Below are 20,670 nucleotides of genomic sequence, written 5' to 3'. Positions count from 1 at the left end.
CCTCAGCCATCACCCGCCCCCTCGTGCTGCGGACGATATGCTTTCATCGCTTCCCAAGGCGATGCACCCTCCCGGAAAGACGGTATGCGCCGCTGCGGCTCAACCGAGCTGCGGCGCGGATTCAAGTTTTGATTCTTAGGATTCTGGGTGTCAGAACCGCTAGGGGTAGACGAAGCTTTCGATAGGGGATGAAGACCGCTATCGATCATGCCTGGAAACACGACAAAGCAACGTGTCTGACGACCGTTTCCATTGATAATTTCTAGCAGGAGTCCTTCTTCTTGAAATTTCGAGAGCCAAGTTCGAACGGCAGGTTCGTGGCATCCGGCTTCTTTCGCGATCCGTGGGATCGAGGCGTAACATTTGCCCGAATTGTTTGCGCGACGTGCCATGACGACGAGGATCATCTTACCCGTAGCCCCACGGATGGGTTCGTCCAAAGCTATGTCGAGTAGGCGCGCTACCACTTGAAGTCGTGCAGCTGGCTGATGCTTATTGATATGGGTCATGATCAGCACCGTGTCGCAGTTTCATAGGCTTCTATGTCCGATAAGGCGTACCGAATTGCCCCGTGCGAACTACCACCGAAACGGTGGAATCTTGGACCAATCTGACGCCAGCGCCAGCCTTCAAGCGTACGCTCGTTAACCCGTAGCCGAGAAGCTACTTCTCGTTGGGTCAAGTATTTGTAATCATCGTTCACCGTCTCTACTCCATACAGCTCTGTGGACAGACGGCTTTCTCTAATACACACACTCCCTCTGAGGTCCATAGCGCCGATTTATAGCTGATCCGATAGCCATACCCAGCGGTCCCATCCGTGGGACCGCTGGGTATTATTTGATTTACCCAGCGGTCCCATTTGTCTCGTAGATAGCTTATCTACAGATTTATTTTTCAAGTCAGATTTTTGGTGCTCGTAAATCGTTTTCAAGGCAATGACTGCGCTCCAAACACAGGTGCGGCGTTGCGGGCACAGTTGACGGGGCGGCTAACTACGAATCAGCAGCGCTTCGGTTTTGTACTAGCGAGCCCTTACCGTCGGCACCTCAGCGATGCTCGTCGTCCAGGACGGTGAGCGCATCTCGGACCGCAGCTTCCACTCCCGCTTGAACCCTTGCGATGCCGTCACCGCCGTCCATTTGCCGAACCGCCCGTTGATCTCGTCCAGTGCCCCCATCAGTCGAGCGCGCTTGTCGGCATCCTCCTCGAACAGCGTTCGCGGCCGCATGTCGGCGGCCACCAGATCGTCGAGCATGATCCCGGCCTTGGTGTAGGCGTACCCATCACGCCACGCCCGCTCCGCCGCCCGGCGCGCCGCCGCGATCAGTTCTAGGCTGTCGTTGGTCATCGGATGCAGAGTCACCATCCGCGATCCAGCATATTGCGGCCGATCAGGCTTGTGTCGGTTGGTGTGGAAGAATGCCGTTAGCCGGGCAGCAACCAGCCCATGGTTCCGCAGCTTCTCGCCGGCGCGCATCGCGTATTCGGTCAGCGCCCCCATCAGCCGATCGAACGTCGTCACCGGCGTCCCGAACGATCGCGTCACAGCCATGCCCTTGCGCTGTGGGGCGACCATCTCGACCACTGCTGAGGGCACGCCGCGCAGTTCGGCAACCAGCCGCTCCAGCACCACCGTCCCCACCGCTCGCGCCTGCTTCATCGGCATGTCGCGCAGCGTCCCGGCAGTCATGATGCCCAGGTCGGTTAGCTTGCGCGCGGTTGCGCCGCCGACGCCCCAGACATCACCGACCGGGAAGGCATGCATGACGTCGTGGCGCAGGGCGTCGTCGCGCAGATCAGCCACCCCGCCCATGCTGGGGTTCTTCTTGGCGGCAGCGTTGGCCAGCTTCGCCAGCGTCTTGGTTTCGGCGATACCGACGCACGTCGGGATGGTGGTCCACTGGCGCACCTGATCCCGCATGGCGTGGGCATGGGCGACGAGATCGCGATCCTCGAAGCCGGCCAAGTCGAGGAACGTCTCGTCGATCGAGTATATCTCGAAGTCGCGAGCGAAGGCTTCACAGGCGGCGATTACCCGGCGCTGCATGTCGCCGTAGAGCGTGTAGTTCGACGAGAGCACCCGGATGCCGTGTGCCCGCACCTTATCGCGCAGGTGGTGGATGGGGTCGCCCATCTTGATCCCCAGCGCCTTGGCCTCGGCCGACCGGGCTATCGCACAGCCGTCGTTGTTCGACAGGACGATCACCGGCACGCCGACGAGGCTGGCATCGAACGCCCGCTCGCAGGATACGTAGTAGTTGTTGCAGTCGATCAGCGCGATCGGCGGGCTCATACCATCTTGCGAGCGACGCCGACGACTACGCCCCATATCTCGACGTTCTCATCCACGAGGATCTCGGCGAAGCCATCGGCTTCGGGCACCAGCCAATGACGGCCATCGACGTAGCGCAGGCGTTTCAGCGTCCGGTCGCCGAACACCAGCGCCACGACGATCGCGCCCGACTGCGGCTTCTTGGCCCGGTTCACGACGATTAGATCACCATCGTTGATGCCGGCGCCTGCCATCGACTGACCATCGACCCGCATGATGTAGCTGGCGGCCGGATGCTCGACGAGCCAGGCACCAAGATCGATCGGCTCCTGCATGTCGTCCTGTGCCGGCGACGGGAAGCCCGCTGGCGTACCGCAAAGGAAGAATGGCACCTCCTGCGGCACCAGCTCGAACGGCACATCATGAAGGGTGAGAGCACCCCTAGGACGCTTTGTCGTCACAATCGACAGGCGGGGCCGTGCGGGGCGGGTCACCTAGAGTATCGCAGGCAGCGGCAGCTGCTGGTGCGGGACCGCTAGTACAGCCCGCGCGTCCTGGGCCGCACCCACCGCCTGCCGGTAGTGGACGGTGGCATATCGCTCGGCCTCCTCGAAGCCGATCGGTGCCCATTGGTGGGACGGATACACGTTGTCGTAAATGGCGCGGGCAGCCGCGCGCAGCTGCAGATCATGCTGCATTTCGTCCTCCAGCAGTGGCGATCACCGCGGTGGCGGCGTGGCCATAGCTAGGCGCATGATCAATTGATTCGCAAGAACATTGCGTGAACATCTGTTTGATGCGATGCGGCAGCCCGACATCCGCAGGGCCTGATCATGACCGATTACAACGATGACCAGCCGGTCGAGAAGCTGCCGTTCGGCAAGTGGCTGCTGACTCAGCGTGACCGGGGCGACTGGGTCGATGGTATTGCCGATGCCGCCCGCGCTGACCGGACGTTTCCGAAGAACGGCGACCCGGAAGCGGTGCGCGGCCACCTTCGCAAGCAGCAGGCTGACGGTGATGCCTTCGCCGCGATCGACGACGCCGAGAGCGACTGGATGGCGGCGTAACGGATGCTTATCGCCACGTTGATTGCCGCGGCCGCGCTGCCCTCCTTCACCTGCGAGGTGATCAAGGTTCACGATGGCGATGGGCCGCTGTGGTGCCGATCAGGTGAGAAGATCCGCGTCGCCGGCATCCAAGCGCCGGACTTCGAGAGCGCCGAGCCGTGCCGCCGGCCTGATGCCAGGCGGGCAAACTACACCTGCGATGACCGGGCGGCTGAACGAGCGCAGCGCATCATGTCAGGACTAACCATCGGCAAACGCCTGTCCTGTCAGCCGACCGGCAAGAGCTATAGTCGGATCGTCGCGCGCTGCACCCTACCGGATGGACGGTCGCTATCCTGTGCCGCCATCGCCGGTGGGGCGGCTGTCAGATGGGATCGCTATTGGCGGCAGTACCGCATGGGCGAGTGCAAATAGCGACAATGGTGCCCGGATATCGCGGGCAGTCCACGCTCACCCCCGCCGGATTGACCAGGTGCATCATCAGCCCCGTCGCCGCACGACACGCCAGCCGATAGGTCGGGGTACTGTAAGGCATCACCTGGCGTGATGGCCGTCCAATCTGGATGCTCCACCGCGGCATCGGTAAAGCGGGGTGATGAGAAAGCGATACGAGACGCCCACAGGTGGACGGCATCGGTCCCATCACGTCGATGAGACCGCCTTTGCACAAGGCTGACCTTGGTAGAGCGCGGACATAGCCGGTACGGGCTAGCCCATGTGAGAAACCCGCTCTTTTCAAGATGGCGCCGATTAAGGAAAACGGATCTATAGACGCTTCCGATGACGCCGTTTCTCGCCATTGAGCCGACTAGCCACAATCAATTTCGGGCCCTGATGCTCTTCGGCCGGAATGTTGCCGCCTACAAATTTGCGCTTGCTATGGCGCTACGCGATGTAGCCCGCGGCGGCGCTGATCTGATCACACTTGAGGAGCTGGCCGGCCCATATAGCCGCTACCTTCGGACCCACCTTGCACAAGCATCGAAGCAGGGTACCAGCCGGTCGAGCCGCTTCCTGGACGCGTGTAAGGGCGCCAACGCCGGTAACGTTTCCGATGATGAGCTCCGGTCGATTACGGTGGCGTTGGGCTTTAACAACGTCATCGATGCCTTCCACCGTCTTGGTCCCCACGACGTCGGCCAGCGCTTCTTCCTCGATGAGCGCGCCGCCGCCGGGGGCATCCGAATTACGGAAGCGCTACAGGAACTAGTGCATGATCCCGCCGCCGCCGACCTCGGATCTGAAACAGAGGCGCGCTGGTGTTTAGTAGAGACCGCCTGGGAGCTTGGCGTCACTAGGTCGCTGATAGCGTTTGATAACGAAACTAAAGCCTTCACCACTATGAACGGCGCGCGACGCCTGGCAGTCACATCCGCAAAGGCAGCGCTGAATGGCTACCAAAAAGGCCGTTGCTTCTACTGCTCTACGCCTGTGACGATCGAGCCGGGACAGCTTGCCGCCGATGTTGATCACGTTTTCCCTTGGGCGCTCCGGCTACTGCTGACTGGCAACTCGAACGGCGTATGGAACCTCGTTCTTGCCTGCCGCAACTGCAATCGGGGCCGCAGTGGCAAGTTCGACTGCGTACCAGCGCTCGAGCTCGTGTCTCGCCTCCACCGTCGCAACGAGTTCCTGATCACCAGTCATCACCCATTGCGTGAGACGTTGATGGCGCAGACAGGGTCAACCTCCGCCCATCGAGCGACCTTCCTGCAGGGCAACTACCAAGCGGCTAAGCTGGCGCGGATTGTCGAGTGGAGCGCAACTCCGCGCGACAACGCCGCATTTTAATCAAATACCACGGCGCGCGATCACGGAGACCCATTGCGTTGTCTGGTCATCATAGCCGCCGCCTTGCTGTTCTTCGACCTCGAGCGATGACCAAGGCCCTGCGGCGACATACGAGGCACCAAGGACGTTGCTCGATGGGTAATTATAATAGCGCCCAAACTGGTCCCGCCCCTCTCCAAGGCCAGACTTGTAGCTTGCGTATAAATAGCCACCCGGCCGCAACGAACGCCGTATACGCGCCAGGATGGTTGGCAGATCGCCGATGGGGACGTGCAACAAGCATGCGCTAGCCCAGACGCCGTCATAAGCCTTCTCATCAGCGAGGTCCTCGAACATGAGCACCTTTACTGGTTGGCCGAGGTAGGCTGACGCCTCCCGCGCCATTTCAGGCGAACCGTCAGTCGGCACCACGTTAAAGCCTTGCGTCAACATCGCTGCCGTGTCGCCGCCGCCGCCACAACCCAACTCTAATATGCGCCCGCCGGGCGGTAAGAGGTCAAGGAAGCGCTCCAAATCGCGACTCTCCCCACCACGACACCGGGCCACATACTTGCCTGCCTCAGAACCGTAAAACGCAAGGGTCACTGGGTCATGCATCGTGGTGGCATACATCTCAGCGTAGATTTTCTCGAATGCTCATTATCATGACCCATTTGTTGACGCTCGCGGGCTCTTTCCGGCTTCCGAACTGCGGTCGTTGGTTCATGTCGCGGTAGCGCGGGTCGAACAACTTGATTTGGGACAAATCCGTCGGTCATCAGGACGATAGCGAATGACCGGTTTCGCATGAAGCGGTCGTTCGCGCGTCGACGAGCTGTACGAGGGGAAAGAGCAAGTCTGGGCCGTGAGTGAACTGGAGGCTCTTGGCCGCACCAGCCGGAAAGCGAACTTTAGTCACGCTAAGCGCGGGACTCCTGGACTTCAAATTGGACGGTCAGAAAGTGTCTGCCGCGTCCCAATACCGTGCCTTCATTTAACACCGTCCCGCCGGGAGCTAAGCTCCCTCAGGGCCGCAGTTCCACGGCCGCCACTGGCAATCGGCCCTTCAGCCAGAAAGCGCGGTCGCGCTTAAGCACAAGGCACAAGGGCCTTAAGCACCTATTCGGCGACGCTAGGTGCAGATGAGCGGCAACGCAGTAAGGACGAGTCCGACGATTGCTAGAGCTAGCCCGATCACTGCGATCCAAGCGGGGATGGACACGGCGGGATCGGGCGAGCGCACATACCAGCGGAGCGAGCCCCAGAGGCCGATCTTGCGCAGCGAGAAATCGAGCTCGCCGCCCTTAGTGATGCCGAGGCGTTCGCGGATGTCGTAAGGCATGAAGATCGCGTCGTCGCGGTCATGACCGAGCAGCAGGGCGTCGAGCGCCTTGCCGTTGGCGTTGTTGGTGAGCCGGGCAACGCCATAACGTTCGACGCCAGCGCGGTGCTTGATATTGAGGCGTACCAGCCAGCGACCGGCTTCGCTCGCCTGCGGCCCTTCGACGTGAAGCTTCGGCATCCTTTTCCCCCAAACACTGGCTCGCTCCGGGACCCCTCAGCGGCGATAGGTCTCCAGAAGCCGGGCCTCGTCGATTAAAGTCGCATACGCGACCCAGCCCGGCGGAATATCCTCGTAGAACATCAGGCCGAAGTCGACATGTTGCGTTCCCGGATCGAACGCGGGATCGTACAGCCAATTGGCCCAGAATTGCAGTACGTGACGGACGAGGCCGGGCATCGCGCCATCGTGCAGCCATCGCTCGCCGACCTCGATTGCCCGAGACCCGGGCACCTCGACCGTGAACAGCACCGGTGATCGGCCTTCCTGCAGCAGCGCTCTTGCGCCCTTCCCGAGCAGCTGGACCGCGACAGCCTGGTCGAACTCCGAGCCTTCGACTAGATAGTGATTGAAGGCGGTGAGCAAAGCGCCGCGGGAAATCGTCAGATGCGCCTGGCCTTGCCGGCGCCCGAACTGACCGTCGCCAAAATCCCGGACGACCGCGTCAAACCCGTTGCTGGCTTCCGCCCAGCTAGGATGGCGGGAAAGTGTCTTCTCTAGCCGATCTTTTCGGGCCGCGGGGTCGAGCGCCATCAACCCGCCGGCCCGCACGGAGGCAATCTCGTCAGCCGAGAGCCGCGAGCCATGATAGGCAACGATCGTCTGGGCGCGCAGCCATGCACGCGTTACGGCGATGAGGTCGCAGCGCTCGACGTCCTCAAGAATGATGTCGAGCGCGTCGCCCGGCCATGCGACCGGGCCGTTTCCGACGCGCTCGCGCAGCTGGTTCGGGACCAGCGCATCGAGAGCGACGCTCAGCCGCGGCGCCCATTCGCCGATAGTGTCGAAGTCGAACTTCATGAGCATTTCCCCCTGTGGAGCCGCGTGAGATCGGTACGATGCGTCGTCACTCGAGGTCATAGCGGAACTAGCTGAAGGTGAAGACATGCACCGTTCCGGATTGCCGGGTTGTATAGGGGTTGAGTTGTCGGATTCGCGGGGCGCGTGCGACTTGCAGCTTGACCTTAGACCGGCGAAGCTGCTCGGAACCTCAGGTCTAGTCTATCCGACCACGCGTCGCTCCAGCCCGACGGCCTCGGTCACACCTGCACGGATTAGCCCCGCTAGCACGCAGGGAAGCGCCGGATCGGCAATTAATGCAGGGTCAAGGCCAATGTAGCGGTCGAGCAGCGCGACTGCCCGCTTTCCGACGCCATGATCGACCCAGAATACCGCGTTGCCCTCGGTGCGCGCCAAGGCCTTGGTCAGCAGATCGATCAGGAAGGATGCGTGGTCGCCCCTTGGGGCCACCTCGAAGAAGTTCAGCATGACGAGCAGGACCATGAAGATCGGTCCGCTGCCGAAAAGGGTCTGCAGGATCGGCAGGAAGGTCGAGCCCCGCTCGATCCCCGCTTCCAGCAGATAGCAGTTCGGCGGCTTGAGGAAATTGTGATGGTTGAACATCATTGCCGCCACAGCCGGACCAAGGTGATGCTCTACCGAATACTCGATGCTGAAACTGGCCCGGCGCCACCTCCCGCTGTCCACCAGCCGCGCAGCGAACCGGCTCCTGATCCATTGTGCATCGTCGAGCGGCATGTCGCCTCGGTTAAACAGGGCGTCATCGACCGCGAGCATGAGATAGCCGGCCGCATCATAGAAATGGCGGTCTGGAAGAGCAGCTAATGCCTCGAACAGACGGCGACTAACCGCCTGGCCGAGAGTGCCTGCCGATCGCGGTGTGAGCGGATAGAATTGCATATTCCATTCATCCGGTGCGCTCGACAGGACCTTGTCCGCCGCCAACCCAAAACCATTGGCGCGACCGGTCCAACCGGAGTAAGCGAGGACCAGCGAACCGAGCGCCGCAGACTGGTCGCCCGACATCTTCGCGGCGACCGTTTTCAACCAGAGCGCGCCAGCCTGCGTATCGACGCGCAGCGCCCCCGAGCCTTCGGCGACTTCGTCATGATCATCGTTCTCGGCTATGCGCGCGTTGCCGATCCGGATGGGACGCCGATAGATGCGGTCGTGTTCGGGGAAGCTGGGCCAGCCCGGCTCCGTACCGCTGCCTTCCAGCCAAGCCAGTTCTGCGTTGACCGCCTCGCGAGCCCGTGCCGTCCGCCACGAGTTACGCGCCTCCCGGTCGCCCTCTGTCTCGTCATAACGCCGCACCGGCGAGACCGTCGCAGCCAGGGCGCAACGAAGAATGGATCCCGGCAAGCGAGGATCAGCCAGGGCGAGATCCGCATAGGCAACGGCAATCCCATGCGCGCCAGCCGGATTTCGCATCGCCGCGATCTCCATGAGGGTACGGCGGTCCTGGTCCCGGCCAAGCCGAACCCATAGATTGGCAAGCCCGGCGGTCGCGATCGCGAGGGGATTGAAGCGGATTCCGTCCCGCATCCGGTGAACCGGATCCTCGCCGTCCGAGATGCCGCGGCCGAAGACCTCGCGGATCCACGCCTCGTGCTCGGAAACCAGTTCGGCGCTGCCGTCACGTGCCGCGACCAGCGCCGCGCTCCAGATGGTCTGGCCCTGCATCCAGCGCTCATCACCGCCCTCGGCGCCGAGGCTGTCCATATGAGCTTGCCCATACTCGACGGCATAGACTGCGAGTTCTGGAGACGATTTCCTTTCAAGCGCGATATTCAACGCTTCTTCGATAGCGCTCTCGCGCGCACGCGGCGCATGACCTTCGGCGAGCTTTTCGGCAATGACAGCTTCTTCGCCCGGTGCCTCGAAAATATAGCCGCCACCCTCGACCGCCCGATAATTCGCGGGGTCCGTCGCATTATAGGCATGCAGCGCCATCAGCGCAGGGGAAGCGAAAGTAGCCTCAGCCGCCGGCGGGCCCAGCCGCTCTATTTCCTGCTGCTGCAGCAGACGGAGTCGAGCATAATGCTCATCCTTTTCGCTGAGCGCGAACCGGCCAAGAAGGTCTTCTAGCGATGCCCTGCGCGAGACCCTTTTGGTAAGGCTCGCCAGTTGCACGATCCCTTTGGGCTCTTCCGGCCCGATATCGCCCCAGCCAAGCAGGTCGATCTCCGGCCGATTGTCGTAGACCAGCCGCTGGCGGTCGTTGCTGAGAAGCGTGGCGCAGGCGGCGAAGGGGACCGCGACTGCCTTGGTCTTGATCCAATGCGAGAGGATCAAATCGACGGCAACCTGTAGATAAGCGGCCGGCGAGCCCGGGGGGCCGAGAACATCGTTTAGGACCGCGGCCACCTCTTCGCCGGACTCGATGCGCCGGTGGCCCCAGGCCTCTAACGCCATCAAGGCGCAGGCTACGGAATAAGGATCACTATAGGGGCGCGGAAGCCCGTAGGACTCGATCCACGGGAAGAACCTTTCCCCGTCCTCGAACACCAATCGGTATCCGTTGACGCCGGGATCCTTTCCGCCTGAGCGCTGCAGAATCACATGATCCACCAGCGCGTGGATCAGACGAAGCCCGTCCTCCCGGGACGTAAGCAGCAACTCCAAAAACGGGCCCTGTGCTGGCGATACCGGCAGGAAGCTGGATTCGATATAGGAGGCGGTGTCGTCCCGATCGTGGCGGCCGCGGCGTCGACCGCGAGCTTCGGGCGAAATGAGGCCCAGAAGCGTCAGATCGGCCAGTTCCTTCGGCGCCGCCATGGCTAGCTGGCCCCGGTTCTTCATCAACGATTTAATGATTTCTTCGGGGTGCGGCCGCTCCGCGACGCCGCGAAGATAGGCTTTCGCCAGTTCCGGATCGCTGTTCGCGAACGACACGAAGATCCGTCGCAAGTCGCTCTCGAACTCGTAAAGCTGCGACCAGGTGAAATCGGCGGTCAGTTTCAGCTTCTGGTCGGACCTAAGGGGTGCGCCGCGTTCCGCCTCGACGATGCTCAGCCATGCATAGACCTGGCCGACAATGGCGCGCGTATAGTCGGGTTGCCCCAGCAGCGCGATCGAGAACCGCTCAAACAAGGCCAGCACATCGTCAAGCGCCAGGGCCGGCAACGTGTCGGTATGGCGTAGAGCAAAAACGACAAGGTGGCCCCAGCTAGCGTTCGAGGGCATGAAGAACGGGCCGTCGAGCGCGCCGATATCGATGCCGAGACGACCGAGCAGCGGCCGTCCGTCCTCTGTTTCAACAGCCAGCGTCGTTCGGATCGTCTCGCGCAACAGCATGCCGTTGTCGTCAAACAGCCGCGCCCTTGTCCGCTCGAGCAAGTCGGCGCTGATTTCCGAACGTACCAGCGCCAGGATGGCGGGCCGGCGCCAGGAAGCATGCGCCGTGCCCGTGCTTAGGAAGCCCAGCATATTGTCCCAGGGCCCGCTGTTACTGGATTGCTCTAGAGCGAAGCGAGCGGCGAGATCGACCATGCGCGCGAAGGATGATGGCAGCGGCTTGTCGACCGGCAGCGCTTCGAGGGCGTCACGCTCCTGCAGGCGCGCAGCGCCGGCCCATTCCCGAAGCACGTCGTGCCGGAAACTCAGTTGATCGGTCCCAGTTTCGATCACTGCTTCGCGCTGGATCAGCGCATCGATCGCTCCTGCATCATGACCGCTTGCGTCGATCGATCCCGATCCATCCAGTGCCGCATCCGCAAGTGTCGCAAGAACGCGGCGCCGTCCGCGACGGCCTGCGATGGGACCGTCGCCGGTGCGCCACCAATCCTCGGCCATGTCGACTTCAGACCGAAAGCTTCTGCCTTGATCCGGCAAGGCGGCCAGGCGGGCGAGCCGGTAAGGGTTGCGGACGATCGCTTTGGCCGGGTGCGAGTCCGACAACAGAGTACCTAGCGCCGGTGCGCCCTCTCGCAGCGCCTCGATGTCCTGGTCCCCGAGGTCGCCAACATGCACCGGCGGCGCGGCGCCCAGCCGAAGAACGGCATCAGGCGGAATCCAACTTGGTTCCTCAACGCCGAACTCCCCGCGAGCGGTGACAATGACTCGGAAACTCGAAACCGCGACGGCCTCGCGGATCAGATCGACGACCGTTGCCCGCTCGCTCGAACCGGAAAAGAAGTCAAGATTGTCGATAAGGAGCAGGCCGCCGCCGCGGACCGCAAGGTCGGCAAGAAACTCGCGGGCGGTGCCGGGTACCTGCAGTGCATCCCTTAGCGCTGTCCATCCCGGACCGATCGTGCGGTTTGGGGTCAGCAGAATGACCGGGCTTTCCGGTTCGGCCTGTTCGGCGAAATGCCGTAGCACCGCCGATTTGCCGACGCCCGCACCACCGCGGATTTCGACATAGCGGCCCTGGTCCAGCGCCACGTGAACGGCTTCGACGATCGGCTGGCGGGAAAGCACGACCCCGGCAATATCCCGGTCGATGTCTGCCAAGGCATGGCGCGTCATTTCCGCGAGTGCCGCCCCGGCTGCGCGGAAGTCGCGCCTTCCAGCCAACCGATATTGCCCGCTTCCGGCGATCTTGGCGACAAGCGTATCACGGCCGATTTCGCCACCACCTGCGGCCGCCTTGTCGAGCGCCTCGGTTCCAATCGCTTTCCAAAGTGCCGCGGCACCTCCCGGTGAGGTCGGTTCCAGCCCGCGGGTGGCCCGCTCGACGCCTAGGGTTTCATCGGCGGATGCGGCAGTGCCAAAGTCGAACGGGAGAATCAGGAAGCGCCTCAGGACCGACCAAAGCAGCTCGTCGTCAACCGCATTGCCGCCATGGGCCAGTCGCTCGCGAAAGGTCGCGACAAACCGCCGGGCATCGTCATTGCCCTCGCCGGCATTCGCCAGCCGCCTGAAAAATTCTGCGGCAGCAAGCTGTCGCGCCCAGGTCAGTACGTCTTGATACGCGCCGTCGATCTTCGCCGACCGTCGCGCAATCGCTACGCCGAATCGATGCTCTGGATCGTCCAGCGCGCCCTTACCGATCGCCGATGCAATTTGCCCCACCACTTCGGCGAACACACTGTCCCCCGGCGCGAAGGTGACCGTCCGTTTGACCTGAATTTCTAGGGTGACGTCGGCGCCTGCGGCGTTGCGTCCTTGGACAATTACATCGTCGAGCGGGAAACCAGCGGCAGCCCGCTGAAGCCCGACCCTGTCGATCACAACCCCGGCTGCTCCGCGAGCATCTGCTTCTATGAGCATGGCGAGCAGATAATGTGCCGCCACATCTGCCTCGAAGCGAGTGCCGGCGGGGCCGCTGGCGGCGGGGCTCGCTGCCTTCTTGCCAGCTGGAAACGAAGGTGCGTTTTGCTGTGGCGCGCGTGAACGGGTCCCTCCATCACGCGGCTCGTTCTGCACCGTTGCAGATGGAGTAGTCTCGTCGCTCACCGAATTAGCTTAGCATTCCCATCGGTGATTTGCATTATTCGATGCAGGCCATTCCTAGGTCTTCGCCGCAGGTTGGGAATGCGTCCCATGTCATCGCGAGCCTGGTGTCACGAAGCTTGAAAGGCTCGTAGAGGCGGAATTGTGAAATAGATTGCGTCCGCTGACTTACCTCGCGGCTAGTTCCTACCGGAAGCGCGACTATAAACCGCCGACCCGCATTGCTTCAGCCAAGGAGCCTAGTGTTGAAAAATTGAAGGCATCACGAGAGTGTCCACTTACGTGCAAGGCTAGCGACCTTTGGAATGGCCGAAACTGGGAGCGTTGCCGATAGTGCGCTTCGCGCGGCCCGATCAGCAGCTTCCGTCAGGTCCGGACGTTCAACTGCCTACGTGAACGACGGACTGTGGTCGACAGGCGCCTGGGACATTACTGCTCCTCAGGCCGCAAGCGTTCTGCAGATGGCCATTCTGGCCATCTGGAGGATGATCGTGGAGATGCCTGAAACAGAACACACCGCCGCCAAGCGCCAGGTCTGGAATGCGGGAAGAACGGTCGGCGCGAAGCGCGCCCTGAAGCCGAAGCAGATATGGGAGATCCGATTTTATCTTGATCAGGGCCGCCGCTTGCGTGACCGCGCACTGTTCGACCTCGCTATTGATAGCAAACTCCGTGGCTGCGACCTCGTACAGCTGAAGGTCCGCGACCTTGTCAGCGGCGGACACATTCGAGCGCGTGCGATCGTGATGCAGCAGAAAACAGGTCGGCCTGTTCAGTTCGAGCTACTCCCAGACGCGCGGGCATGCTTGCTGGCTTGGCTTGAGAGGCGAGGCGAGGCGGCTCGGTGGATGAATATGTCTTTCCCTGCCAGGTTCATCATACCGGGCATCTCAGCACCCGCCAATATGCCCGGCTTGTCGATGAATGGGTGACAGGGGTTGGCCTGATGCGAAGCGAGTATGGCACGCACTCGCTTCGCCGAACGAAGGCATCGATCATCTACCGGGCAACCGGCAACCTGCGCGCCGTCCAGATCCTCCTCGGCCATAGCAAGATCGAGAACACGGTGCGCTATCTAGGGATCGACGTGGAAGACGCGGTTGCCCTTGCCGAGAACACCGAAATTTGACCCGGTGGCTCTTCGCCTCCGGCGAGAGGCCACATCGCAGCGGTTGGGACATTCCCGACGGTCGCGTGCGACATACCGAGCGGCAGCTCTTGCCAGAAGCCGACGTCCAACGTTCGCCTGACTGCTTGTGAGTTTAGACGGACATTGTCGGGATGTGGGATTTTTGGCCGCATTGCTCGCGGCGTCTATGCTTCAAGCCTCTTTCTCTTGGGTTTGGGGTCAAGCTCGCGAATCGCTGTTGGTCAGCGAATCAACTGCAAGTTCAAGAATCGATTTGGCGAATTGTTGAACGCCAGCGTGCGCAGTTCACAGCCGACGAACAACACGATAGGCCTGCGCAATGGCATCGCAGCAGAGTTCCGCGCCCTTCAAGCGCCTACTGGGTGAGGTTGCGGGAGCATCGGCATCGACCTTGGCGCCAATGCTCCTGCCTTATCTGCGCGCGTTCTGGCCGAGCCTGGCGATGGGCAGCGGCGAGCTACGCGAAACATCGGGCGCCGACCTGATCGCTGTCGACGCAGAAGGCCGCGTAGATGTTGTAGTCTGTTGCATCGGTCTGACGGGCTCGACGGGCCTGAAGCCACATCATCTTCCCGCGCTGCTCGACGCCATCGACCGATTTCGCAAGTCGCCGCTGCAATGCCGCGAGTATCTGCTGATCCACAACCTCGACGGACGCAACCGCGAACTTGAGGAGCAAATCACCCGCGAGGCCGAGTTGCTGATTACCAGTGGCAAAGTCCGCGCGGCGCGAACGTGGTATCGCTCCCAGCTAGTTGGCGGGGTGGAAGACAGACTTCGCGAGCTTATCCGCGAGCGCCTTCACGAACAATCCGAGCTAATGCTGCGTCAAATGAAGACGTTGTTCGGAATCGGTAGCGGCTTTGTAAAGCATGTCCCAGTCATCGACCAACAGCTTCGCCTGCGTCCTGGCGACGCTCCCATCGTTGAACCCGCTAATCCGGCCGTGAGGGTCGAACCGGTTGCCGACATCCTGGGGGTGCCAGGCGGCCACCAATGGTCGCTCCTCATTGGTCTCTATGGCAGCGGGAAAACCAGCGCGGCGCTCCACGCTGCCGCAGATCGCTCGCACGAGGTGGTCTATGTCCACGCTGGCAGCATCGAACCCAGACGCGGCGAGAACAGCACCAACATTATAATGTCTCGAATCCTCGAGCAGTTGCGGCTGTTCGGAGATCAGGATGACGCGGACCGGACGATCCTTGAGCGTTTGAGTGGGCCAATCTTGCGCGGCATTCTCTCTTCAGAGGATTCTGCCGACACGCTTATCATCGATGCTCTCGACGAAAATCGAAGCCTCGCGAGCCCAGAAGCAATCACCACGTTTGCGAGCACACTCGCCGAGTTGCGGTGCAATGTCGTTTTGACGACGCGCCAGGAGCATTTCCGCTCGACGTTCGGCAATTTCGACCACCTCTTCGAGGGCCTTTCGTGGCGCGGCGGCGGCAACCGCAACATCAGGCTGCTCGATCTCCAGCCATGGTCGACCACCCAAGTCATGGAATTGCTTTCGGCGGCAATTATCGAACAACCGGACTCAGCATCCTTAGGAGAGTTGCGAAACGAGATAGCGCGCGGAGGCACTGGTGGCTGGGATCTCGAATTCCTGAAGCACCCGTTCTTTCTGCGCATGATCATGGACCTCACGCTCGACGGAGAAGCGCCAAGCGGCCGCCGCGCAGAAATTCTCTTACGCTGGAGCCGCAGAAAACTTGTCCGTGACCTCAGGTCGGCACGGTCAACGCTCATACCGGTGCGTGATCGCGATGCGTTCATCTACGATGTCGAAATGTTGATGGAAGCCGTAGCCGGGGAGATGACCGAACTTGACGGCAATATGGTACAGCTCCTCGACACCTTGCCCTCCTCGCGCATAATCGAGCTGGCCGAAACGGTGTTTGGCGTCCGCAAGCCGGATATCGGCACCGTGCTTTCGGTTTCGCTGCTGGTGCCGGCAGCAGTGCGTTTCAGGCACGTGGTGCCCGTGCGTTTCAGCCACCGCGCTTTCCACGAATTCTACCTCGCCCGAAAGCTCCATGCAGAAAGCCGCGGCGGCGCACTATATCCGGAGACCGTGCAGGCGCTACTGAATGAGCTCAGCGCGCCGCCCCCCTGATTCTCAACGGGTCGAAACAAAGGGGTTTCGAGTAAGCCATGCGCTGCTCACATGGTCACTTGGTTAGCGCAGCATCATCCAACTCTGTTGGCCAATTGGACACAAAGGATCGAACCGCGTCGAGTGTCACTTCCTCGTCGGCGAAATCTTCTTCTTGCTCTTGGAACGGACTGCGGGGCAGCGCCGGAAGTATAGTGAACGGCCCGCCGCCGAGTGAGCGCGCCAGAGCCCGCGCCGAGGCAATCAGGTCTGCCCACCGCAATATCAGCTGAAGCCACCCGGCGGCGATCTCCGACGGTATCGACCGCGCTTCTGAGGCGTCGGCCGGCTGCCCCGCTCGCACAAGCTCGCCTAAGGCACCGCCATCCGCCTTGGTGAACCTGCGTATCTGGTCGACGACGTTGACCAGGAGATCGTATTCGGCCGTTCGGCGGAAGGTACCGGCAGCGGGATCATATTGAAGCAGCAGATCCGAGCTCAATGCCGGCAGCAATGGCGCGGGGTCTGCCTCCGCCCTATCCGCCCTGATGGCGAGCAGAAAAAGTCGCGACCAGCTTTGTTTGTCTATCCGAATCTTGCTGCCCAAGGCTGCGACCCGCAAACCCAATGTCTCGGCCAACCCCAGGGCCATGAAATATGGGGAATGAGGCCCCTCCTTGCCGGTGGCGAGTAGCCCCTGGAGCAATACTTCCAACTGGGCCTCGAGCGCCTTGCGACCTGCGGCCTCGCGCACTGTCAGACCGCTGGTGACAAGCGGATCGATCGACTGGCGGATTTGGGCAAAGGTGGAGAACGGGTGGATCCAGTTGGCGATCGGAGGCTTACCCTTGCCGCGAGACGCCAGCATGGTCTGCTGGTTACGCGCGACGGCGTCGATAAACGCGATGATCGCCTCGGGGTCATCCATGAACTCGCTCGGATGGTAGGTAAGCTTCTTCTTTGCAGCTGAATCGAGCGTTTTCTCTGAGACAAGCGCAGCGCGAAGATCCTTTACGCTTTGCCGGTGGTCCCAGACTTCTTGCCGTACAAAGCATAGGATTTTCATCCGGCCCTGTTCCGCGAGCTCCACTGCCCGTACGAACTCGGCACGGGTGATGCTGATGCGGTTAGTCTCATCGTGCCAACCGCCACGCCTGCGGCCGATCAGGAGTACGAAGAGGTCCGCGCGCTCAAGCGTATTGAGGCATTCCTCATAGGAATGCTTGTCGAGCGCCTTCGGGAAATCTGGATACTCGGAGGCTAGGACGGTGCAACCCCTCGCCTCCAGATAGTCCTTCATCGCACTTCGCAGGTCACCGAAATCTAAAACGGTCGAGGAGATGAAGATCGTTGGTCGGCTCATTCTTTCGTGATAGCCGAACGGTGGCGCAAAGAAAGAGTTGGCATATCGCAGCGGGTGCGGACGACAATGCCCATCGTTCCGAAAGCTTTGCGCGGCTCCATGCTTCGGGTCGGGTGCCGGTACAGCCAAACGAAAAACCGTCTAACGGACACGTCGCTTCAAAGCAGCCGGTGGAAAACTTCACTCAAATTCGGCCTTCTGCAACCACGACCGAGCGGCCGCTTTCGCGACCGCAGTTGGCATGGCGGGACGGGCAACAATTAGGGCGCAAAGCCGACCGGCCAGTTTGCGAGACCCAAATGGCGAGTTTCAGCAAAAGCTGACGCTCACATCAACGACGCTGAATGTCTTGAGCTGGTCGACTGCCGCCGGTCGCTCGTGGGACAATACCGTCCTTAAAACCCGCCGTACCCACCGCCGCTTCCGCCGCGAGCGGTCATTCTCGATGCGCCTTGCACGACGGTGATCGCGAAAGATTGGTTGAAAGCAAAAGGGCCGCCTTGGAGGCCACACCCCAAGAAACCGACCTGTGAACGGGTATTCCAAATGTATCAATATTTTGCATCGCTGGCGCCCTCGGTTTTCTGCTGTTTTTGCGCTGAAGCGAAATCCGTGAGTTTTGCTTCACGTATCGCGGCCGTTCGGCGATACTAGGTGTCACCAAACGACCGCGTCACCCTTAGCTATGCTTCTGGCAGAACCTGATGCGGTTTCCAAAAGGGTCGTGCACCTCCATCTGATCACCCCAGGGCTGTCGGATAATGCCGGGGCGGCCATAGCCATATTTCTTCGAGATCAATTCGGTGTGGAATGCCCGTACACCCACCATCCAAACGAACGCCGTCGATCCTGGGCTGGCATCGCCATGATGCTCCGATAAATGAAGCTCGAGTCCGCTCCGCTCCACCGCCATATACAGGGGAAGATCAGGTTCGTGGCGCTGTTCCATTGTCACCGCAAAGCCGAGAAAATCGCAGTAGAATTCCCGCGCCTTGACCACATCGAAGATGCGAAGGATCGGGATCGCCTGATAGAAGGATACGCCAGGTGGCGGGGTTGGTTGCAACTTCGCCGCAGCCGTATTCCAGTCCGGATGGCCCAGTTCGGCTGCAATGAGTTCGAGGCTGATGGAGTGTGCTATATCGATGGCACGCTCGGCGAGCGCCGAACGCAGTCGTTTCGCCATTGCCTTGGCTTGATCAATAGTCGGCATGATAGTTCCTCGCGCCGGCAACGGGTCATCGGTGCTCGCATTGCCGATCCATCGCCGGGCGGATTATCCGGTGAAGATCATACCTCGATGCCTTCACCTTATCCTTGCGGACGCGAGCGGCTGGCGACATCTGCCATTATCAAAATGGCAGAGGCCAAATGTGGCTGTCAACGACTTCCCAAAGGCGCTGGTGCAAAACTCTTGAGTTTTGCATCAAAAAAAGCTCGTCGGCATTCCCGATAACGATCAAGCTTCGGGAACGGTAAAGTTTGCGACGGCGATTCTCAAAAATATGGTTCCGGGCTTTTCCGCTGCGATACCCACCATATGTTGCCTGACGGGTCGCGGACGCCTCCCTGATGATCGCCATAAGGCATATCATCAACATGCATGATCTGCTCGGCACCTGCGGCAATCGCCTGGGCGACCGCGCCATCGGCATCGGCGACATAGAGGTAAAGTGCCGCACGACTGACCGGAAAGGCCTCCGACGCTTCACTGACCATGATCGCTGCCGTGTCGAAGCGGAGCTGGCAATTGGCGATCCGTCCGTCTGGCGCCGTACTCCTGCCAATCTCCACGGCTCCAAAAGCGGCGGCAAGAAACTTCACATACGCGTCGGCTTCAGCAGCAAAGATGTAGGGCGTGACGACCGCAAATCCTGGCGGCACATGCATGATGATTTCTCCTATCGGATCGCGAAGCCGGAAACGCCATGGCAGGCTTGAAGCGGCCGATCCTCGTCAACGCGCCCCGATCGTTCGCAGGGTGCGGCCGTTCGGATCGAGGAACGCGATCGTTGCTTGTCCCGCAGCATCGACCTTGAGGAGAAGCCGATTCTTGCCCGACGGGTCCCGCATTTGAAGCTCCGACGATCCGTCGCCGGTGCGACCGACGAACACGCGGCGCCTCGTAGCGACGTTCGCGGCCCGGAAGGCGGCGGTCTGCTCGGCCGGTGGCAGCTTTCGCGCTCGCTCAATTGCCGCGAAGTCCATAGCTGCGTCAGGATGATCATTCACGAAAAGCCCGGCATATCGGTCATGTCCGTCTTCGCTGCCGACAAGCTGAACAACCTGATCCTGCTTGTAACGGTCGAACGTGAGGCTCCCGTTTGAATGGCGTGTGCCATCGCTGTCCTGCTTTCCGTCGAAAATCAGTCCGCCATTCTCGGTACCCTCGTTGTTGTAGAACAGGATGCCAGCAGACCGGCGGCCGGGGTGCGGTTGCTCGTGTCCCGCGACGATAATGCCGGGTTCCAGTGCCGCGCCGGAGAGAACCATACGGAGCGTGCCGTCCGGCTCGCGAACGTTGATCCGCTGCACGTCGATGACCGAGGGTATTGTCGGTGACCGCGTCGCCCCTGCCGCAAGAAATAGTCCGCCCATCATCACCGCGCCTACAAAGCCGCTCGCCACATGGCTGGCCTGGATCATCATTCTTTACCTACATCGTGGTCTTTCCCGCCAGCCTAAGACGGGATCCAAAAGTCGTCCAGCCGACCTGCATGGTCGATGCCCTGGCGCTTCCGCTGCTCCGCGAGGCCGTGTCTCGGGCCGCAGGCCAAGAACATGCTGTTGCGCTTGGACGGCCGACATTGGGGCCGTTGCACACCGTCAGCTGCATGACGCTCGGTCGGCGGCTCCGGTCAGATCCGGACGTTACGCCGCCATGAGGGAACGGCGATGTCTGGTCGACAGCGGACTTCAGCATCCGCCTGAACGAACGTCTGCTAACTACGGCTCGTCGCCCGAAAGCGGCCAGGCTGTAATCCATCAACTCCGCAGGAGCCTCCCGATGGGCCGGCAGCGCTACGCCATCATACGCCACAGCTTGCTTCCTGCCTGATACCTGACGGGCAGCGGGGCAAGTCGCATTAACGCAACAAATCCCGCTAAGTCTTTCGACTTGCGGGTTTTTGTTGGTTGCGGGGACAGGATTTGAACCTGTGACCTTCAGGTTATGAGCCTGACGAGCT

The 20,670-nt window shown here is 61.2% G+C and carries 17 protein-coding genes and 1 pseudogene; 5 read left to right on the top strand and 13 right to left on the bottom strand.

Annotated elements, in window-relative coordinates; genetic code table 11:
* Positions 1 to 2: 2 nt before the first annotated feature.
* The 5 genes from IFS44_RS18420 to IFS44_RS18405 all read right to left on the bottom strand — a co-directional run bounded on the left by IFS44_RS18420 (position 3) and on the right by IFS44_RS18405 (position 2,973).
* Positions 3 to 509 carry a helix-turn-helix domain-containing protein gene (locus IFS44_RS18420; protein ID WP_192099571.1) on the bottom strand — a complete coding sequence of 169 codons (507 nt, stop codon included), beginning with the start codon at positions 507 to 509 and terminating at the stop codon, positions 3 to 5.
* A 2-nt stretch (positions 510 to 511) separates the two neighbouring features.
* Entirely contained in the window at positions 512 to 772 is a 261-nt protein-coding gene (locus IFS44_RS22990) for a helix-turn-helix domain-containing protein (RefSeq protein ID WP_353435748.1), read from the bottom strand.
* A gap of 252 nt (positions 773 to 1,024) precedes the next feature.
* A complete protein-coding gene (locus IFS44_RS18415; protein ID WP_192099570.1) occupies positions 1,025 to 2,296 on the bottom strand; it encodes a Y-family DNA polymerase in 1,272 nt (423 codons plus the stop codon).
* Positions 2,293 to 2,769: a LexA family protein gene (locus IFS44_RS18410; protein WP_342366488.1), complete on the bottom strand. Its 477-nt coding sequence runs from the start codon at positions 2,767 to 2,769 to the stop codon at positions 2,293 to 2,295. The genes IFS44_RS18415 and IFS44_RS18410 overlap by 4 nt, the downstream gene beginning before the upstream one ends.
* Positions 2,770 to 2,973, bottom strand: a complete 204-nt coding sequence (locus IFS44_RS18405) for a hypothetical protein (RefSeq protein WP_192099569.1) — start codon at positions 2,971 to 2,973, stop codon at positions 2,770 to 2,772.
* A 135-nt stretch (positions 2,974 to 3,108) separates the two neighbouring features.
* Here IFS44_RS18405 and IFS44_RS18400 point away from each other — a divergent pair, with 135 nt between their 5' ends.
* From IFS44_RS18400 to IFS44_RS18390, 3 genes are all read left to right on the top strand, one after another.
* Positions 3,109 to 3,345 (top strand): hypothetical protein, encoded by a 237-nt coding sequence (locus tag IFS44_RS18400; protein WP_192099568.1) that lies wholly within the window; start codon positions 3,109 to 3,111, stop codon positions 3,343 to 3,345.
* Between the two features lie 3 nt (positions 3,346 to 3,348).
* Complete coding sequence (locus tag IFS44_RS18395) at positions 3,349 to 3,759, top strand: thermonuclease family protein (RefSeq protein WP_192099567.1); 411 nt, start codon at positions 3,349 to 3,351, stop codon at positions 3,757 to 3,759.
* Between the two features lie 366 nt (positions 3,760 to 4,125).
* On the top strand, positions 4,126 to 5,136 hold the full coding sequence (locus tag IFS44_RS18390) for an HNH endonuclease (protein ID WP_192099566.1): 1,011 nt from the start codon (positions 4,126 to 4,128) through the stop codon (positions 5,134 to 5,136).
* On the opposite strand, the gene IFS44_RS18385 is transcribed toward IFS44_RS18390, so the two are convergent.
* The 4 genes from IFS44_RS18385 to IFS44_RS18370 all read right to left on the bottom strand — a co-directional run bounded on the left by IFS44_RS18385 (position 5,137) and on the right by IFS44_RS18370 (position 12,877).
* A complete protein-coding gene (locus IFS44_RS18385) occupies positions 5,137 to 5,748 on the bottom strand; it encodes a class I SAM-dependent methyltransferase (protein ID WP_197977951.1) in 612 nt (203 codons plus the stop codon).
* Positions 5,749 to 6,247: 499 nt separating this feature from the next.
* Positions 6,248 to 6,637 (bottom strand): hypothetical protein, encoded by a 390-nt coding sequence (locus IFS44_RS18380; protein ID WP_192099565.1) that lies wholly within the window; start codon positions 6,635 to 6,637, stop codon positions 6,248 to 6,250.
* A 36-nt stretch (positions 6,638 to 6,673) separates the two neighbouring features.
* Positions 6,674 to 7,477, bottom strand: a complete 804-nt coding sequence (locus IFS44_RS18375) for a hypothetical protein (RefSeq protein WP_192099564.1) — start codon at positions 7,475 to 7,477, stop codon at positions 6,674 to 6,676.
* Between the two features lie 201 nt (positions 7,478 to 7,678).
* On the bottom strand, positions 7,679 to 12,877 hold the full coding sequence (locus IFS44_RS18370; protein ID WP_192099563.1) for a hypothetical protein: 5,199 nt from the start codon (positions 12,875 to 12,877) through the stop codon (positions 7,679 to 7,681).
* Between the two features lie 488 nt (positions 12,878 to 13,365).
* On the opposite strand from IFS44_RS18370, the pseudogene IFS44_RS18365 reads away from it, so the two are divergent.
* Both IFS44_RS18365 and IFS44_RS18360 read left to right on the top strand, forming a co-directional pair.
* Positions 13,366 to 14,003, top strand: a pseudogene (locus IFS44_RS18365) (tyrosine-type recombinase/integrase).
* A gap of 340 nt (positions 14,004 to 14,343) precedes the next feature.
* Positions 14,344 to 16,140: a hypothetical protein gene (locus IFS44_RS18360; RefSeq protein ID WP_192099562.1), complete on the top strand. Its 1,797-nt coding sequence runs from the start codon at positions 14,344 to 14,346 to the stop codon at positions 16,138 to 16,140.
* 55 nt (positions 16,141 to 16,195) lie between these two features.
* Here IFS44_RS18360 and IFS44_RS18355 read toward each other — a convergent pair whose 3' ends face one another.
* From IFS44_RS18355 to IFS44_RS18340, 4 genes are all read right to left on the bottom strand, one after another.
* Positions 16,196 to 17,482, bottom strand: a complete 1,287-nt coding sequence (locus IFS44_RS18355; RefSeq protein ID WP_192099561.1) for a DUF4062 domain-containing protein — start codon at positions 17,480 to 17,482, stop codon at positions 16,196 to 16,198.
* Between the two features lie 679 nt (positions 17,483 to 18,161).
* Entirely contained in the window at positions 18,162 to 18,695 is a 534-nt protein-coding gene (locus IFS44_RS18350; RefSeq protein WP_192099560.1) for a glyoxalase superfamily protein, read from the bottom strand.
* Between the two features lie 284 nt (positions 18,696 to 18,979).
* Positions 18,980 to 19,372, bottom strand: a complete 393-nt coding sequence (locus tag IFS44_RS18345; protein WP_192099559.1) for a VOC family protein — start codon at positions 19,370 to 19,372, stop codon at positions 18,980 to 18,982.
* Positions 19,373 to 19,438: 66 nt separating this feature from the next.
* A complete protein-coding gene (locus tag IFS44_RS18340) occupies positions 19,439 to 20,131 on the bottom strand; it encodes a hypothetical protein (protein WP_192099558.1) in 693 nt (230 codons plus the stop codon).
* Positions 20,132 to 20,670 lie beyond the last annotated feature (539 nt).

Source organism: Sphingomonas sp. CFBP 13706, from assembly GCF_014842355.1.
In the GTDB taxonomy this organism is placed as follows: Bacteria; Pseudomonadota; Alphaproteobacteria; order Sphingomonadales; family Sphingomonadaceae; genus Sphingomonas; species Sphingomonas aerolata.
The sequence above is the reverse complement of the archived record's forward strand: the minus strand, read 5'-3'. Positions and strand labels throughout refer to the sequence as shown.

Excerpts from the sequence above, each read along its gene's own strand:
- IFS44_RS18420 (WP_192099571.1), bottom strand. The coding sequence starts at position 509 with ATGACCCATATCAATAAGCATCAGCCAGCTGCACGACTTCAAGTGGTA.
- IFS44_RS22990 (WP_353435748.1), bottom strand. The coding sequence starts at position 772 with ATGGACCTCAGAGGGAGTGTGTGTATTAGAGAAAGCCGTCTGTCCACA.
- IFS44_RS18415 (WP_192099570.1), bottom strand. The coding sequence starts at position 2,296 with ATGAGCCCGCCGATCGCGCTGATCGACTGCAACAACTACTACGTATCC.
- IFS44_RS18405 (WP_192099569.1), bottom strand. The coding sequence starts at position 2,973 with ATGCAGCATGATCTGCAGCTGCGCGCGGCTGCCCGCGCCATTTACGAC.
- IFS44_RS18400 (WP_192099568.1), top strand. The coding sequence starts at position 3,109 with ATGACCGATTACAACGATGACCAGCCGGTCGAGAAGCTGCCGTTCGGC.
- IFS44_RS18395 (WP_192099567.1), top strand. The coding sequence starts at position 3,349 with ATGCTTATCGCCACGTTGATTGCCGCGGCCGCGCTGCCCTCCTTCACC.
- IFS44_RS18390 (WP_192099566.1), top strand. The coding sequence starts at position 4,126 with ATGACGCCGTTTCTCGCCATTGAGCCGACTAGCCACAATCAATTTCGG.
- IFS44_RS18385 (WP_197977951.1), bottom strand. The coding sequence starts at position 5,748 with ATGTATGCCACCACGATGCATGACCCAGTGACCCTTGCGTTTTACGGT.
- IFS44_RS18380 (WP_192099565.1), bottom strand. The coding sequence starts at position 6,637 with ATGCCGAAGCTTCACGTCGAAGGGCCGCAGGCGAGCGAAGCCGGTCGC.
- IFS44_RS18375 (WP_192099564.1), bottom strand. The coding sequence starts at position 7,477 with ATGAAGTTCGACTTCGACACTATCGGCGAATGGGCGCCGCGGCTGAGC.
- IFS44_RS18360 (WP_192099562.1), top strand. The coding sequence starts at position 14,344 with ATGGCATCGCAGCAGAGTTCCGCGCCCTTCAAGCGCCTACTGGGTGAG.
- IFS44_RS18355 (WP_192099561.1), bottom strand. The coding sequence starts at position 17,482 with ATGAGCCGACCAACGATCTTCATCTCCTCGACCGTTTTAGATTTCGGT.
- IFS44_RS18350 (WP_192099560.1), bottom strand. The coding sequence starts at position 18,695 with ATGCCGACTATTGATCAAGCCAAGGCAATGGCGAAACGACTGCGTTCG.
- IFS44_RS18345 (WP_192099559.1), bottom strand. The coding sequence starts at position 19,372 with ATGCATGTGCCGCCAGGATTTGCGGTCGTCACGCCCTACATCTTTGCT.
- IFS44_RS18340 (WP_192099558.1), bottom strand. The coding sequence starts at position 20,131 with ATGATGATCCAGGCCAGCCATGTGGCGAGCGGCTTTGTAGGCGCGGTG.